Raw genomic sequence first — 14,722 nt, 5'->3', positions numbered from 1 at the left:
CACCACCCCGTCCCGCCACGAACCACCGGCGGCCCGCCTCGCGCAGGAGGAAGAAGTTGCTCTCCGCCTTTCTCAGTGCGTTCCGCACGCCTGACCTGCGCAAGAAGCTGCTGTTCACAGTAGGCATCATCGCGATCTACCGGCTCGGCGCCACGCTGCCCAGCCCAGGCGTCTCCTACGGCAACGTGCAGCAGTGCATCAAGACCATGGAGTCGGGTGAGGGCAACGGTGTCTTCAACCTGCTCAACCTCTTCTCCGGCGGCGCGCTGCTGTCGCTGTCGGTCTTCGCGCTGGGCATCATGCCCTACATCACCGCGTCGATCATCCTTCAGCTGCTCACCGTGGTCATCCCGCGGTTGGAGCAGCTCCGCAAGGAGGGTCAGGCCGGTCAGGCGAAGATCACGCAGTACACCCGGTACCTGACCCTGGGGCTGGGCATCCTGCAGGCCTCGGCGTTCGTGGCGCTGGCCCGCTCCGGTCAGCTCTTCAACGGGATGTGCCAGGAGTTCCCGATCATCCCGGAGGGCACCGGGCTGCCGACCTGGCTGACCGTGAGCGTCCTGGTGATCACGATGACCGCCGGCACCGGCGTGGTGATGTGGCTCGGCGAGCTGATCACCGACCGGGGTGTCGGCAACGGCATGTCGGTGCTGATCTTCACCTCGATCGCCGCGCGGCTGCCCAGCGAGGGCTGGACGATCAAGAACAACAAGGGCTGGGGGATGTTCGCCCTGGTGCTGGTGCTGGTCTTGGTGGTCATCACCGCGGTCGTCTTCATCGAGCAGGCGCAGCGCCGCATCCCGGTGCAGTACGCCAAGCGCATGATCGGCCGGCGGATGTACGGCGGCACCTCCACCTACATCCCGCTGAAGGTCAACCAGGCGGGTGTGATCCCGGTCATCTTCGGCTCGTCGCTGCTCTACCTGCCGTCGCTGCTGCTCCAGTTCTTCGACCAGAACAACCTCAACGGTTGGCAGACCTGGGTGCAGAACCACCTCGTGCAGCCGGACAGCCCGACCTACATCAGCGTCTACTTCCTGCTGATCATCTTCTTCACGTACTTCTACGTCTCGATCACGTTCAACCCGACCGAGGTCGCGGACAACATGAAGAAGTACGGCGGGTTCGTCCCGGGCATCCGCCCCGGCAAGCCGACCGCCGACTACCTCGACTTCATCCTCAGCCGGATCACCCTGCCGGGTGCGCTCTACCTGGGTCTGATCTCGATCCTGCCGAACTTCTTCTTCATCTGGCTGGACAACCAGCAGTTCCAGAACTTCCCGTTCGGTGGTACCGCTGTGCTGATCATGGTCGGCGTCGGTCTGGAGACCGTGAAGCAGATCGAGAGCCAGCTCATGCAGCGGAACTACGAAGGGTTCCTGCGGTAGATGCGACTCGTTCTGGTCGGTCCCCCCGGGGCGGGCAAGGGGACCCAGGCCGAGTTCATCGCCGCCCACCTCGCCGTGCCCAAGATCTCGACGGGGGACATCTTCCGGGCCAACGTCTCGCAGGGCACCCCCCTTGGTGTCGAGGCGAAGCGCTACATGGACGCCGGCAAGCTGGTGCCGGACGAGGTGACGATCAACATGGTCCGGGAGCGGCTCGCCGAGCCGGACGCCGCCGAGGGGTTCCTGCTCGACGGCTTCCCCCGGACCACGCCGCAGGCCGCCGCGCTGGACAAGCTGTTGGCCGATCTCGGCACCGCGCTCGACCTGGTGCTGGAGTTGGTGGTCGACGACGACGAGGTCATCCGGCGGCTCTCCGGCCGGCGTACCTGCCGGGGCTGCGGCAAGGTCTGGCACATCGAGTTCGACCCCTCCTCGGTGGAAGGGCTCTGTGACCGCTGCGGCGGCCAGCTCTTCCAGCGCGACGACGACAAGGCCGAGACGATCGCCGAGCGGCTGCGGGAGTACGCCAGCAAGACCGCGCCGCTGATCGACTACTACGGCGCCCAGGGCAAGCTCGTCGGCATCGACGCCACCGGACCGGTGGAGGACGTCACCGTCCGGGCTATCGACGCCCTGCGGTCGTACGGCGGATAGGCTGGCACCATGCGCCGTCACCAGCTGGACATCCAGCTGAAGACCCCGGAGCAGATCGAGCTGATGCGGGCCGCCGGGCTCGTCGTCGCAGCGGCCCTGGAGCGGATGCGTGCGGCGGTCGCGCCCGGCGTCTCCACCGCCGACCTCGACGCGATCGCCGAGTCGGTGATTCGGGAGGCCGGCGGCGTCCCGTCGTTCAAGGGCTACCACGGCTTCCCGGCGTCGATCTGCTCCTCGGTCAACGAGCAGATCGTGCACGCCATCCCGGCCCCGACCCAGGTGCTCAGGGACGGCGACCTGATCTCGATCGACTGCGGTGCGGTGCTGGACGGCTGGCACGGCGACGCCGCGATCACCGTCGCGGTCGGCGAGGTCCGCCCCGAACTGCTCCGGATGGCCGATGTCGCCCAGGACGCGATGTGGGCCGGGATCCGGGCCGCGGCGCGGGGCATGCTCAGCGGCCGCGGCCGGCTGACCGACATCTCGTACGCCGTGGAGCGGGCGGTCCGGGCCGGTGGCCGGTACGGCATCGTCGAGGGGTACGGCGGGCACGGCATCGGTACCGAGATGCACCAGGACCCGCACGTGCTCAACCACGGCCGGCCGGGTCGTGGCCCACGGCTGGTGCCGGGGATGGCGCTGGCGATCGAGCCGATGGTGACGATGGGCTCGCCCCGCTCCGTGGAGCTGGACGACGGCTGGACGGTGGTCACCCGGGACGGGTCGATCGCGGCGCACGTCGAGCACACGATGGCGCTGCTGGACGACGGTGTCTGGGTGCTGACCGCCCCGGACGGCGGCCGGTCCCGGCTCGGCGACCTGGTCACCTCCCGCGAGCCCGCCCGCTCCGCCTCCTGAGGCGGACCGCTCCTACGGACGGGAGTCGCGGGCCGGGCGGTCGGGAGTCGCCGCTTCGGCATCGGGCGTGGCCGGGTCGCCCAACCCTTCGCTGGCCACCAGCACCGACGCAGCAGGTCGGGGCCGTCGGGTGTCGCCTCGGCATCCGGCTAGCGGGTCGGCGCTGCTGGACCGGGGGTGGCATCCTCGTAGCTATGGACCGGCGGGACCAGATGCGCGCTGCGGACTCCGATCGGACAGCCGTGGCCGACCAGCTCCGGCAGGCCCTGAACGAGGGCCGTCTCGACCTGGGCGAGTACGACGACCGGCTCCAGCGGGCGTACGCCGCGAAGACCTACGCCGACCTGGACGGGCTGCTCACCGACCTGCCGGGTACGGTGCCGGTCGACCAGGCTCGGCTGGTGCCGACCGACCCGAAGTCCCCGGTGTTCCGCCCCGGACCCGACGGCCGCTATCCGGGTGCCACCCGGGCCTGGCTGGCCGACACCTGGGACGGCTATTTCGGCCTGGTCGGCGTGGTGGTGGCGATCTGGGCGGTCACCTCGGTCGTGGCGAGGGACTTCCTCTACTTCTGGCCGGGTTGGGTGGCGGGACCGCTGGGCGCGCTGCTGCTGGTCGGCACGGTCACCGGGCTGGCGAAGGGGGAGCCGCAGCGCTGGGCGGCCAAGCAGGCGGCGAAGCAGGCCGCGAGAGAGCGGGCGAAGATCGAGAAGCAGGCCCGGATCGAGGAGCGGAAACGCCGCCGGGACGAGCAGGCCGGCCAGGGGGAACCCCCCTGATATAGTCGCGTTCGTCCGATCCGACGGCCCGGGGGTCCCCGGGTTGGCGCTGGCGTGCGGGCGCGCGTACACTGGCTGATCGGCGCACAGCGTCCACTCCGGCATGCCCACCAGCGCTTCGGTGGGGGCCCGGAGCCGCGGCTGGCTCGGACGTTCTCCGTCCGGGAAAAGGCGTTGTGGGCCGTCCGGAGTAACCGACGTCAGGACAGCGGAGGACATGCCGAAAAAAGACGGAGCCATCGAGATCGAAGGCCGAGTGATCGAGCCACTGCCGAACGCCATGTTCCGGGTGGAGCTCGCCAACGGTCACAAGGTGCTGGCTCACATCAGCGGCAAGATGCGGCAGCACTACATCCGCATCCTGCCCGAGGACCGGGTCGTCGTCGAACTCTCGCCGTACGACCTGACCCGCGGGCGCATCGTCTACCGCTACAAGTGAACCGCGCCGGGCCGACTCCCGGTCCGGGGTTCAGGAACTGCCTGACGGCGGCCGGGTGTCCGTGTCCGTCCTCAAGACTCGACGGCGTCAGCGCGCTGCCGGGCACAGATGGGAAAGTAAGGCAACCGTGAAGGTCAAGCCGAGCGTCAAGAGGATCTGCAACAAGTGCCGGGTGATCCGCCGGCACGGCCGGGTCATGGTCATCTGCACCGACCCGCGCCACAAGCAGCGCCAGGGCTGATCCGCGCCCGCCGGCCGGCGACGAGCCGGTGCAGCGGGCAGTAGGTCCGGGCCGCAGATCCCGTACAACAACACAAGCTCGTCCCAGCCGCGAGCAGCGAGATCGCCCAGCGAGAACGCGTCGTGGCCGACCCCCGGTCGGAGGCCGGGGCCCGCAGGTTTGGGCAGGCGGGGTGGGGCGGGTCCAGACCTCCGTGAACTATTCCGAGGAGTACGCCCGCACATGGCACGGCTAGCCGGCGTCGACCTCCCCCGCGAAAAGCGGCTGGAGATCGCGCTCACCTACATCTTCGGGGTCGGTCGGACCCGCGCGGCGGAGACGCTCGCCGCCACCGGCATCTCCCCCGACAAGCGCGCCAAGGACCTCACGGACGAGGAGCTGGTCCAGCTCCGGAACCACATCGAGGCCAACTACAAGGTAGAAGGCGACCTGCGCCGCGAGGTCGCCGCTGACATCCGCCGCAAGGTCGAGATCGGCTGCTACGCGGGTATCCGGCACCGCCGGGGTCTGCCCGTCCGTGGCCAGCGGACCCGTACCAACGCGCGGACCCGGAAGGGCCCGAAGCGGACCGTCGCCGGCAAGAAGAAGCCCGGCAAGAAGTAGAACTGAACCGGAATCCGGGTCGGCGTCCGCCGAGGTAGGCCGGACTCCAACCCGCACCGGAAAGTCAACTAGGAGCGCACAGACTTATGCCACCGAAGGCTCGCGCCGGGGCCGCCGTCAAGAAGGTCCGGCGCAAGGAACGCAAGAACGTCGCCCACGGGCAGGCGCACATCAAGAGCACGTTCAACAACACGATCGTCTCCATCACGGACCCGACCGGTGCCGTCATCTCCTGGGCCTCCGCCGGCCAGGTCGGCTTCAAGGGTTCCCGCAAGTCGACTCCGTTCGCCGCGCAGCTCGCCGCCGAGGCCGCCGCGCGCCGGGCGATGGAACACGGCATGCGCAAGGTCGACGTGTTCGTCAAGGGTCCCGGCTCCGGCCGGGAGACCGCGATCCGTTCGCTGCAGGCCGTCGGCCTCGAGGTCGGCCAGATCGCCGACGTCACGCCGCAGCCGCACAACGGGTGCCGTCCGCCGAAGCGTCGTCGGGTCTGAGAGGTAGACGAAGAACATGGCTCGTTACACCGGTCCCGACTGCCGCCGTTGCCGTCGGGAGAAGATGAAGCTGTTCCTCAAGGGCAGCAAGTGCGATGGCCCGAAGTGCCCGTTCGAGTCCCGGCCGTTCCCGCCCGGGCAGCACGGCCGCGGCCGCACCAAGGAGACCGAATACCTGCTCCAGCTCCGGGAGAAGCAGAAGGCCCGCCGGGTCTACGGCGTCCTGGAGAAGCAGTTCCGGGGGTACTACGAGGAGGCCGTCGCCAAGAAGGGCAAGACCGGCGAGATCCTCCTGCAGATCCTCGAGTCCCGGCTCGACAACGTCGTCTACCGGGCCGGCCTGGCGAAGTCGCGTGACCACGCGCGGCAGCTCGTCAAGCACGGCCACCTGACGGTGAACGGCCGTAAGGTCGACATCCCGTCGTACCGGGTGAAGGAGCACGACATCGTCGAGGTCCGGGCCAAGTCCAAGGAGATGACGCCGTTCATCGTGGCGCAGGCCGAGGCCGGCTCGAAGACGGTGCCGGCCTGGCTGGAGGCGATCCCCAGCCAGATGAAGGTGCTGATCCACACGCTTCCGGCCCGGGGTGTCATCGACACCCAGGTCCAGGAGCAGCTGATCGTCGAGCTCTACTCGAAGTAGCGGTTCCTGGCGCTCCCGCGCCGACTCCCGGTCTTCTGCCGGGAGCCGGCGCGGAGCGCCGGACACCAGCCGGTGCCGAGCGCCGGACATGAAGTTTGGGCATCAAATAGCGGGTGCCCCGAACGAAAAGGAAACAGCATGCTCATCACCCAGCGGCCGACCCTCACCGAGGAGTCGATCAGCGAGACCCGGTCCCGGTTCACCATCGAGCCACTGGAGCCGGGCTTCGGATACACCCTGGGCAACTCGCTCCGGCGGACCCTGCTCTCCTCCATCCCGGGCGCGGCGGTCACCTCGATCAAGGTCGACGGTGTGCTGCACGAGTTCACCACCATCCCGGGGGTCAAGGAGGACGTGGTCGAACTCGTCATGAACGTCAAGGAGCTCTGCGTCAGCTCCGACCACGACGAGCCGGTCAGCATGTACCTGCGCAAGCAGGGCCCCGGCGACGTCACCGCCGGCGACATCCAGCCCCCGGCCGGTGTCTCCGTGCACAACGCCGACCTCAAGCTCGCCACCCTGAACGGCAAGGGCCGGCTCGACATGGAGCTGACCGTCGAGCGGGGTCGCGGCTACGTCACCGCCGCACAGAACAAGCAGGCCGGCGCCGAGATCGGGCGGATCCCGGTCGACTCGATCTACTCGCCGGTGCTGAAGGTGACGTACCGCGTCGAGGCGACCCGGGTCGAGCAGCGTACCGACTTCGACCGGCTGATCATCGACGTCGAGACCAAGGCGTCGATCGGGCCGCGTACCGCGCTGGCCTCGGCCGGCTCCACCCTGGTCGAGCTCTTCGGCCTGGCCCGGGAGCTGGACGAGAGCGCCGAGGGCATCGACATCGGCCCGTCGCCGCAGGACGCGCAGCTCGCCGCCGACCTGGCGCTGCCGATCGAGGAGCTGGACCTCACCGTCCGGTCCTACAACTGCCTCAAGCGCGAGGGCATCAACACTGTCGGCGAGCTGATCGGGCGTACCGAGGCCGATCTGCTGGACATCCGCAACTTCGGTCAGAAGTCGATCGACGAGGTCAAGATGAAGCTCGCCGGTATGGGGCTGGGGCTGAAGGACTCGGCGCCCAACTTCGACCCGGCGCACGTCGTCGACTCCTTCGGCGAGGCCGACTACGACACCGACGACTACCGCGAGACCGAGCAGCTTTAGTCCGGGGCTAGCCGGATTTCCGGCCACCCACTGGAAATCCGGCCACCCACTATCGAGGAGCACCAAGAATGCCCACGCCCACCAAGGGCCCCCGCCTCGGCGGTAGCCCCGCGCACGAGCGGATGATCCTGGCGAACCTGGCCACCGCGCTGTTCCAGCACGGCCGCATCACCACCACCCAGACCAAGGCCAAGCGGCTCCGCCCGCTCGCGGAGCAGCTCATCACCAAGGCCAAGCGGGGAGACCTGGCCTCCCGGCGTCGGGTGCTGACCGTCGTACGGGACAAGGACGTGGTCTTCACCCTGTTCGACCAGATCGCGCCCCGGTTCGCCAACCGCCCCGGCGGCTACACCCGGATCGTGAAGACGGTCCCGCGCAAGGGTGACAACGCGCCGATGGCCATCATCGAGCTGGTCGAGGAACTGGTCGAGGCCCCGGCGGCGCCGGCCAAGAAGACCGCCGCCCGCAAGGCGGCGCAGCAGGACAAGGTCGAGGCGCTCGCCCCGGACGAGGAGACCCCGCGCTCCTCGTCGTCGGACGACCAGGACGCCGAGGCGCCGGAGTCGCGCTCCGGCGACACCCCGGCCGCCCGGGAGGACACCGACGAGGCCGACACCAACGAGGCCGACACCAAGTCGGACAACAAGTAACACCGAGGAACGACGCCGGCCCGGCATCCCCGTGGGGGTGCCGGGCCGCGGCATATCGGGAGCTGGTCGTGGAGTACGAGGTGGATGAGGAACGGACCCGGGTACGCCTGGACGTCGCCTACGACGGCGGGGACTTCTCCGGCTGGGCGGTCCAGCCCGGTCGGCGTACCGTCGCCGGGGTGCTGGTCGAGGCGCTGACCAGGATCGTCGGGCCGGACCGGGTCAGCGGGCTGACCGTGGCCGGACGCACCGACGCCGGGGTGCACGCCAGCGGGCAGGTCTGTCACCTCGACCTGCCGAGCCCGGTGTGGCGGCAGTCCGCCGAAACCCTGCTGCGCCGGCTCGCCGCAGTGCTGCCGCCGGACGTGCGGGTACGCGCCGTGACCGAGGTACCGGCCGAGTTCGACGCCCGGTTCTCGGCCACCTTCCGGCGCTACGAGTACCGGGTCACCGACGCCCCCTACGGCGCCGAGCCGCTGCGCCGGCACGAGGTGCTGGCCTGGCCCCGCCCGCTCGACCTGGCGGCCTTGAACGAGGCCGCCGCCGGCCTGGTCGGCGAGCACGACTTCGCGGCGTACTGCCGGCGCAAGGAGAACGCGACGACGGTGCGCGAGCTGACCAGGCTGGACTGGCGGCGGGAGCCGGACGGCGTGCTGGTCGCCACGGTGCAGGCCGACGCGTTCTGCCAGTCGATGGTGCGCAGCCTGGTCGGGGCGATGCTGGTGGCCGGGGACGGGCGGCGCCCGGTCGACTGGCCCGGTGGCCTGCTGGGGCGCCGGGAGCGGGCCAGCGAGGTGAGCGTGGCACCGCCGCACGGGCTGATCCTGGTCGCGGTCGGCTATCCCGTCGACCCCGCCGACTACGCCAGCCGCGCGCAGCGTACCCGTCGGCTCCGGCTGACCGCGTCGGCCGCAACGGCGCCGACGGCGCCGACGAGCCCTACTGGCCGGGGCTCGGTGGCCCGGACGGGGCGATGATGCGCTGGTCGAGCACCTTGCCGCGCAGGTACACCTCGATCATGTCGGAGAGGATCTGCCGGGCGAAGAGGTCCTCCTCGCCGATGGTCTTGCCGTCGCTCTTCGCCACCACGCAGTAGATCAGGAAGTGGCCGCGGACGTGCCAGCCGGCCTGCGCCGAGGCGGCCGTGACGGCTTCGGTGCCGCGTCCGGCGGCCAACCCCAGGAACCGTCCCTTCCGGCCGTCCACGATCGGTTTGATCTTCTCCCGGGCGGCGGTCGCGCCTGCCTCGTCGGTCAGGTTGACGATGCCGGCGGTGGCGAGGTAGAGGCCGGTGGGGGAGCGTACGGTGCCGCGGACGAACTGGCTGCATCCGGCGTCCCGCAGCACGGTGGCGATCTGGCGGTCGGCGGCGAGGTCGCAATCCTCCGCCTCCTGGGTCTTGAGCAGCTCGTACGGCGTCTGCTCGGGGTCGACCTGCACCTCCTTGCCCGGGAAGACCTCCTTGACGGTCAGCGGCGCCGGGTCGACGGCCCGGGAGCTGATGTCCCGGGGCGCGGCGGCCGCACCGACCCCGTCGGCGGCCCGGGAGTCCCGGCCGACGGGTTCGTCGACCATGAAGAAGTACGAGCTGAGCCCGCAGATGCCGAGCATCAGCAGTACGCCCAGCGAGCCGATGATCAACTGCCAGGTCCGCTTGGCACTGCGCAGTGGTGGATCGGCCCTGCCGGGCGTCGACGGGAGGGTGGCGACCGCCGAGCCGGGAGTCGGCTTACCTGGTGACTTGACCGGCTTTCCCGAGGGCGCGACCGGCTTTCCGGCCGGGGCGGTCGGCTTTCCGGCCGGGGCGGTCGGGGCGGAGACGGGTGGGGCGCTGACGGCCGACCGGGGTGCCCGTTCCGCAGCCGGGACACGGGCCGGCGAGACCTGGGCGGCACCGCCCGCCGGCCTGGTACGCCCACCCTGCACCGACGGTCCCGACGGGCGCGTACCGACTGGGCCCGGCCGCCCGGCTCCGGGCGGCCCGGCTCCGGGCGGCCCGGAACGTGGGGCGGCGGGTGAGCCGGGAGCCCGGTCGTGTGGTGGCCCCGAGCGCGGCCCGGCAGGTGATCGTGGTGCGCCCTCGGGTGCCGGTCCGGGGCGGGGGCCGAGGGGCGAGCCCGGGGCACGGTCCACGGGCCCGGTGCCCGTCGACCGGCCGGCCGGTCCGGCAGGTGATCGTGGTGCGCCCTCGGGCGCCGGTCCGGGGCGGGGGCCGGCGGGTGAGCCCGGAGCACGGTTCCCGAGTGGCCCGGAGCGGGTGCCAACAGGTGGCCCGGAGCGGGGGCCGACGGGTGGGCCGGGGCGGGGGCCGGGGGGCTGGTCGCCGGGGGCCTGGTCGCCGGGTGGGCCGGAACGAGGGCCGGCAGGTGAGCCGGGTACCGGCGGCCCACCGTGCCGGGAGCGGCCCGGGGGACCGTCCGGCCTCCGCCTGCCCGGCTCGGTGCCGGGTCGGCGAGCGGCGTCCACGCCCGGATCTCCCGGGCGGGGTCGAGGCGACACCGCCGACGCACCCCCCGGCCCGGCGGGCGGCGGGCCGGGGCGGCGGCTACCGGCCCGGCCGGCGGGTGGTTCCGCGGCGGGTCCACCCGGCCGTCGGGCGGCCGGATCCTCCGGTCCCGGCCGGGAGGGCATGGCGCGGTCCAGCGGCGGCCGACTCCGGTCACCCCGACGCTCCGCCGGGATCTCGTCCGGTCGGTCGGCGGACCTGCGCCGACCACCGGGTCCGGCGGCAGGGTCGGGGTAACCGGTCCGGGGTGGCTCCTGGTCGGCGGAGGGCGCCCGTCGCTGACGGGGCACCGGGACGGACCGCGGTGCGCCGGGCGGCCCCTCCCCGGGGAGCGGCCGGTACGGCCCGCCGGGTTCGGCAACGGGATCGGGCTGGGCACGGCGGCGCCCGCCAGGCGTACGGTCCCGCGGATCCGGCGATGCGGCCGGACCGGACACGCTGTGTGCTGGACCGAACGGCCCGGCACCGGCCGAAACCGGTCGGCCCCGGCCGGCCGGACGATCCGAGCGGCCGGGTGGGCCCGGCCAGCCTTCGGATCCGGGCGGTTCGTCGGCCGGCATCCGGGTGCCGGGCGCCGGTCGGCCGCCGGGGGCCGTCCGGTCGCGTGGTCCGGGCCGGCCGCCGGATGCCAGGTTGGCCGGGCCGGGCAGGTCGTCGGCGGGCATCCGGCCACGGGGGCCGGCCCGGTCGCCGCCCGCCGGTCGTCCGTCGCCCGGTCCCGGTCGGGTGCCAGGGCCGGCCGGCATGCCGGTGCCGGGAAGTCTTGGATCGGGTCCGGGAAGTCTCGCGCCGGGTCCGGAGAGTCTCGCGCCGGCTCCGGGAGGTCTGTCGTCGGGAGCGGCCAGGTGGCGACCGCCATCGGGCGGGCGTGGTGTCCGCAACGGGCCGCCCGGAGGGAGCCGGTCCTGGCCGGGACGGTCCGGCGAGATCCGGTCGCGGGTCCGGCCGCCGCCGGGACGGCCGGGGAGGTCAGGGGCCGGCCCGCTCACCGGCGGGTAGCCGGCATCCGGCCCGGGGGCGTCGAAGTCGGCAGCGCCGTGCCGGGCTCGGCGGGACCGACCGGGGGCGTCCACGGAACGCCCCGGGCCGTCCGGCGTACGCCCCGACGGCTCCGCCGGGTACCTGCCGCCCGGTCCGTCGGGGTGCCGGTTGCCGAGTGGTCCGCCCGGGTACCTGGCACCCGCGCCGTCCGGGTGGCGGTCGCCGGCAGGTCCGTCCGGGTATCTGTCGCCCGGTCCGGCTGGGTATCTGTCGCCCGGTCCGGCCGAGTGCCGGTCACCGTCCGGTCCGGCCGGACGCCGGCTGCTGCGGGGACCGTCGCCGGGTCGGCCGGCGGGTCCGTCCGCGGGCCGTTCCGCTGCGTTCCGGTACCGGCCGGGGCCGTCGGGGGAGTGCCCCGCCGCCGCCGAGTGGCCTGGTGGTGCCGAGTGGCCTGGGTGGTCGGTCGAGCGTCCGGTGCCGTCGCCGGGCCGGCCGTAGGAAGGGCCGGGGCCTGCGGATTCCTCGATGGACGGTCGGAAGCGGGCAGCCGCCGGTAATCCCTCCGACCGGTCGGCCCCGGTCCGGCGCCGGCTGGCCCGTCCCGGTGACGGACCAGCCGCCGAGTCCGTGTCGGCCGAAGGCTGATCGGCGGGATCTCGGCGGGACCGCGGCGGTCCACCGCTCGGTCCCGGTCCACGCCCATAAGCCATGTCGCACAGCGTAACGGAAATGCGGATCGGCGCGCCGCCGTGCCGGAGTCACAGTTTGGTGAGAGAGTAGTCATTTGCCCGGAACCCGGGCAGGGCCCGGAACCCGGGCAGGGCCCGGAACCCGGGCAGGGCCCGGAACCCGGCCACCGGCGAGGACGCCGCAGCGGTAGGCGAGAATGCGTGACGTGACCGGCGACCACTACTTCAGCACCGAGCCCGCGACCAGCGCCGACCGGCGTACGGTGGTGTTCTCCGTCGACGGGTCCGACTATGCGCTGACCTCTTCGGCCGGAGTCTTCTCAGCCGACCGGCTCGATCCGGGCACCGCCGTACTGCTGCGCAAGGCCGAGCTGCCCGGGCCGGGGACCGGTGGAGTGCTGCTCGACCTGGGCTGCGGTTACGGGCCGGTCACCTGCGTACTCGCCAGCCGGGCGGGTACGGCCACGGTCTGGGCCGTCGACGTCAACGCCAGGGCCCGGGAACTCACCGGCGAGAACGCCCGGCAACTCGGCCTCGCCGACCGGGTACGCGTCGCCGCGCCGGACGAGGTGCCGGACGACCTCACCGTCGACCAGCTCTGGTCCAACCCGCCGATCCGGGTCGGCAAGGAGGAACTGCACGGCATGCTGCGGCGCTGGCTGCCGAGGCTGGCGCCGGACGGCGTGGCCTGGCTGGTGGTGGCCCGGCACCTCGGCGGCGACTCGCTCCAACGTTGGCTCGTCGAGTCTGGTTGGCGGGTGGAGCGGCACGCCAGCCAGAAGGGCTACCGGGTACTCCGGGTGACCCGCTGAGTACTCCGCAACGGGCGGGGAGGGGCGGGGGCGCCGGCTGAAACCCGGTGTCGGCGGACGGGGTGGTTGGGGCAGTATGCCGACGTGGGATACGCGGACGTCGCCGGAGTCGGGCACATCCTGCCGGACGGGCGGCAGCTCTTCGCCGACGTCTCCTTGCGGGTCGGCGAGGGCGCCAAGGTCGCCCTGGTCGGGCCGAACGGCGCGGGCAAGACCACGCTGCTGAGGATGGTCGCCGGCGACCTGCCGACCCGCACCGGAGTCATCGCCCGCTCCGGCGGGCTGGGCGTGATGCGCCAGTTCATCGGCATGATCGGCGACGAGTCCACGCTGCACGACCTCGTACTGTCGCTCTCGCCGCCGCCGGTGCGCGCGGCCGGGCAGCGGCTGGCGGCGGCCGAGGTGGCGCTGCACGCCGCCGAGGTGCGCGGCAAGTTCAGCAGCGCCGCCGGCAAGGCCCAACTGGCGTACGCGGAGGCGCTGGCCAGCTGGGGTGAGACCGGCGGCTACGACGCGGAGGTGCTCTTCGACACCGTTGCCACGATCGTGCTCGACCTGCCCTGGGACAAGGCCCGGGACCGGCCGGTACGCACCCTCTCCGGTGGACAGCAGAAGCGGTTCGCGCTGGAACTGCTGCTGCGCGGCGTGGACGAGGTGCTGCTGCTCGACGAGCCGGACAACTTCCTCGACGTGCCAGGCAAGCGCTGGCTGGAGGGGCGGCTGCGGGAGTCGGCGAAGTCGGTGCTCTACGTCTCGCACGACCGGGAGCTGCTGGCCCGCACCGCCGACCGGGTGGTCGCGGTGGAGGGCGGGAGCGCGTGGGTGCACCCGGGCGGCTTCGACAGTTGGCACGAGGCGCGGCTGGCCCGGCACGACCGGCTGGAGGAGCAGCGCCGCCGCTGGGACGAGGAGCACCAGAAGCTGCGCGAGCTGATGCTGATGTACAAGCAAAAGGCGGCGTACAACGACGGGATGGCCTCCCGCTACCAGGCCGCGCAGACCCGGCTGCGCAAGTTCGAGGAGGCCGGGCCGCCGCCCGTACCGCCGAAGGACCAGGACATCCGGATGCGGCTGACCGGCGGGCGCACCGGCAAGCGGGCCGTCGTCTGCGAGCAGGTCGAACTGGACGATCTCACGTTCCCGTTCGACCTGGAGGTCTGGTACGGCGACCGGGTAGCCGTGCTCGGCGCGAACGGTACCGGCAAGTCGCACTTCCTCCGGCTGCTGGCCAGGGGCGGCACCGACCCGGAGCCGGCGAACGGCCCGGTCGACGGCGGGCTGGCCCTGGCACCGGTCCGGCACGGCGGGGTGGCCCGGTTGGGCGCCCGGGTCCGGCCCGGTCACTTCTCGCAGACCCACGACCGGCCGGAGCTGCTCGACCGGACCCTGGTCGAGGTGCTGTGGCGCGGCGACGACCACCGGGCCGGGATGGACCGGCACACCGCGATGAAGGCGCTGAACCGCTACGAGCTGGCCGGCCAGGGCGACCAGCGGTTCGGCACCCTCTCCGGTGGACAGCAGGCCCGCTTCCTGGTGCTGTTGCTGGAACTCTCCGGGGCGACCCTGCTGCTGCTCGACGAGCCGACCGACAACCTGGACCTGGCCTCGGCCGAGGCGCTGGAGGCCGGGTTGCGGGCCTTCGAGGGTACGGTGCTGGCGGTCACCCACGACCGCTGGTTCACCCGGTCCTTCGACCGGTTCCTGCTGTTCCGGGGCGACGGCGAGGTGGTCGAGACCCCGGAACCGGTCTGGGACGTGGGCTGAACAACCTCGACTGACTGCGTCGCCGCGTGGCTCTGCGGATCAGGAAGGTCACCCAGAGTA

The 14,722-nt window shown here is 72.1% G+C and carries 14 protein-coding genes and 1 pseudogene; 14 read left to right on the top strand and 1 reads right to left on the bottom strand.

The window, feature by feature from the left end:
• The first annotated feature begins 56 nt into the window (after window positions 1-56).
• The 12 genes and pseudogenes from secY to truA form a co-directional block, all read left to right on the top strand.
• Complete coding sequence (secY, locus tag O7626_RS29170; protein WP_278064260.1) at window positions 57-1,388, top strand: preprotein translocase subunit SecY; 1,332 nt, start codon at window positions 57-59, stop codon at window positions 1,386-1,388.
• Complete coding sequence (locus O7626_RS29165) at window positions 1,389-2,042, top strand: adenylate kinase (RefSeq protein WP_278064259.1); 654 nt, start codon at window positions 1,389-1,391, stop codon at window positions 2,040-2,042.
• A gap of 9 nt (window positions 2,043-2,051) precedes the next feature.
• Complete coding sequence (gene map, locus O7626_RS29160) at window positions 2,052-2,900, top strand: type I methionyl aminopeptidase (RefSeq protein WP_278064258.1); 849 nt, start codon at window positions 2,052-2,054, stop codon at window positions 2,898-2,900.
• A 194-nt stretch (window positions 2,901-3,094) separates the two neighbouring features.
• Complete coding sequence (locus O7626_RS29155) at window positions 3,095-3,679, top strand: DUF1707 domain-containing protein (RefSeq protein ID WP_278064257.1); 585 nt, start codon at window positions 3,095-3,097, stop codon at window positions 3,677-3,679.
• A 217-nt stretch (window positions 3,680-3,896) separates the two neighbouring features.
• Window positions 3,897-4,118 carry a translation initiation factor IF-1 gene (gene infA / locus O7626_RS29150; protein ID WP_007073013.1) on the top strand — a complete coding sequence of 74 codons (222 nt, stop codon included), beginning with the start codon at window positions 3,897-3,899 and terminating at the stop codon, window positions 4,116-4,118.
• 127 nt (window positions 4,119-4,245) lie between these two features.
• Window positions 4,246-4,359, top strand: coding sequence for a 50S ribosomal protein L36 (gene rpmJ / locus O7626_RS29145; protein WP_012184307.1), 114 nt, complete (start codon window positions 4,246-4,248; stop codon window positions 4,357-4,359).
• Between the two features lie 222 nt (window positions 4,360-4,581).
• Window positions 4,582-4,962: a 30S ribosomal protein S13 gene (gene rpsM / locus O7626_RS29140; protein ID WP_278064256.1), complete on the top strand. Its 381-nt coding sequence runs from the start codon at window positions 4,582-4,584 to the stop codon at window positions 4,960-4,962.
• A gap of 86 nt (window positions 4,963-5,048) precedes the next feature.
• A complete protein-coding gene (gene rpsK, locus O7626_RS29135; RefSeq protein ID WP_030329919.1) occupies window positions 5,049-5,456 on the top strand; it encodes a 30S ribosomal protein S11 in 408 nt (135 codons plus the stop codon).
• 16 nt (window positions 5,457-5,472) lie between these two features.
• Window positions 5,473-6,099, top strand: a complete 627-nt coding sequence (gene rpsD / locus O7626_RS29130) for a 30S ribosomal protein S4 (RefSeq protein ID WP_278064254.1) — start codon at window positions 5,473-5,475, stop codon at window positions 6,097-6,099.
• A gap of 138 nt (window positions 6,100-6,237) precedes the next feature.
• Window positions 6,238-7,260, top strand: coding sequence for a DNA-directed RNA polymerase subunit alpha (locus O7626_RS29125; RefSeq protein WP_101368124.1), 1,023 nt, complete (start codon window positions 6,238-6,240; stop codon window positions 7,258-7,260).
• 68 nt (window positions 7,261-7,328) lie between these two features.
• Window positions 7,329-7,910: a 50S ribosomal protein L17 gene (gene rplQ, locus O7626_RS29120; protein WP_278064253.1), complete on the top strand. Its 582-nt coding sequence runs from the start codon at window positions 7,329-7,331 to the stop codon at window positions 7,908-7,910.
• Window positions 7,911-7,990: 80 nt separating this feature from the next.
• A pseudogene (gene truA, locus O7626_RS29115) lies at window positions 7,991-8,821 on the top strand (tRNA pseudouridine(38-40) synthase TruA); the annotation flags it as partial.
• A gap of 28 nt (window positions 8,822-8,849) precedes the next feature.
• Here the strand turns inward: truA and O7626_RS29110 are convergent.
• Window positions 8,850-9,836 carry a hypothetical protein gene (locus O7626_RS29110; RefSeq protein ID WP_278064252.1) on the bottom strand — a complete coding sequence of 329 codons (987 nt, stop codon included), beginning with the start codon at window positions 9,834-9,836 and terminating at the stop codon, window positions 8,850-8,852.
• Between the two features lie 2,456 nt (window positions 9,837-12,292).
• Between O7626_RS29110 and O7626_RS29105 the strand changes: the two genes are divergently transcribed.
• Complete coding sequence (locus tag O7626_RS29105) at window positions 12,293-12,898, top strand: methyltransferase (protein ID WP_278066366.1); 606 nt, start codon at window positions 12,293-12,295, stop codon at window positions 12,896-12,898.
• An 84-nt stretch (window positions 12,899-12,982) separates the two neighbouring features.
• Window positions 12,983-14,662: an ATP-binding cassette domain-containing protein gene (locus O7626_RS29100; protein ID WP_278064251.1), complete on the top strand. Its 1,680-nt coding sequence runs from the start codon at window positions 12,983-12,985 to the stop codon at window positions 14,660-14,662.
• Window positions 14,663-14,722: the final 60 nt, after the last annotated feature.

The sequence above is a fragment of the Micromonospora sp. WMMD1102 genome (assembly GCF_029626265.1).
Classification (GTDB): domain Bacteria; phylum Actinomycetota; class Actinomycetes; order Mycobacteriales; family Micromonosporaceae; genus Plantactinospora.
This window is presented reverse-complemented; position numbering and strand designations above follow the sequence as displayed.